Origin of the sequence: Thalassolituus sp. UBA2590, assembly GCF_002339775.1 — a bacterium.
In the GTDB taxonomy this organism is placed as follows: Bacteria; Pseudomonadota; Gammaproteobacteria; order Pseudomonadales; family Oceanobacteraceae; genus Thalassolituus.
On the sequence record NZ_DDKU01000067.1, the window covers coordinates 10,160 to 11,403 of the forward strand.

Here is a 1,244-nt window from a genome sequence, read left to right on the forward strand (position 1 = left end):
AGAGCAGCAATACGCCGACCTCGACAAAGCCGCCGTTGAGCGCATGGTCCGACACAGCGCCCGCCTTGCTGAACAGCAGGATACTTTAAGCGCGTTAATTGGTGATCAGTTTGACCTACTCGCTGAAGCCGACTTCATTCGCAAGCTGGCGCAGGACGAATTAATCACCACAATTCATATCGATCGTGCGCTTAAGGCCAAACAGGAACGTACTGGAAGAGTCTACGACAAGCTTTTTGAACAGATGCTGGACGGCACAGTGCTTCTCGAGACCACCGGCACCGCCATCGGTAAAATTAACGGACTGACCGTGATGTCACTCGGCGACACCAGTTTCGGCTCACCTGCCAGAATTACAGCGTCGGTATATCCGGGTTCAAAAGGTATTGTCGATATCGAACGTGAAGTCGCTCTGGGTCAGGCGATTCACTCTAAAGGTGTTATGATTCTTTCAGGCTTCCTGGGGAACCGCTACGCACAGAAATTCCCTCTCGCTATTTCTGCTCATATCGCAATGGAACAGTCTTACGGTTACGTCGATGGTGACAGCGCCTCTATGGCTGAACTGATTTGTCTTATTTCGGCTCTGATTCACTCGCCGATTGATCAGAGTTTTGCTATTACAGGTTCGGTCAACCAATACGGTGAAGCCCAGGCCATCGGTGGCGTGAATGAGAAGATCGAAGGCTTCTTCCGTCTTTGCAACGCTCGGGGACTGACCGGCAAGCAAGGGGTAATTATCCCAGCAGCCAATCAGCGTAATCTTGTTTTACATGACGATGTACTAAAGGCCGTCGAGGCCGGTGAATTCCATATTTACTGCGTGCGCCACGTCGACGAAGCCATCCATCTGTTGCTGGACCGGGAGCCTGGTATCGCAGATGCAGAGGGCAATTTCCCAGAAGGTAGCGTAAACGGAGAAATCATCAAACGCCTTGAAGCCATCGCCCGCATGACTGACCCTTCTCGCAAAGATGGGGAGTCGCCGGAAGATGACGCTTCGGTAAAATAAACCGACAGGTGACCGCGGGATTCAAATGGGTTGAAATAGAAGTACAGATACAAAGCGACAGAAATAAAAAGGGCTGAGTTTTCAGCCCTTCTTCTTATCAAGATCAGACGTCACAGCAACACGTCAGCGTCAGGCAATGCGCACCGGGTGACGCCCCTTAATAATTAGCGAAACCAGTTGATCATAAAGCATTGAATAATCCACAGGCTTACTGATAACACAATCCATACCA

Annotated in this window: 1 protein-coding gene; it reads left to right on the plus strand. The window is 50.4% G+C overall.

Going from position 1 to position 1,244, the window contains the following annotated elements; all coding sequences use genetic code 11:
* Positions 1–1,012 (plus strand): Lon-insertion domain-containing protein (locus B2067_RS06355; protein WP_301387828.1); only part of this gene is annotated, 1,012 nt, incomplete at its 5' end.
* Positions 1,013–1,244 lie beyond the last annotated feature (232 nt).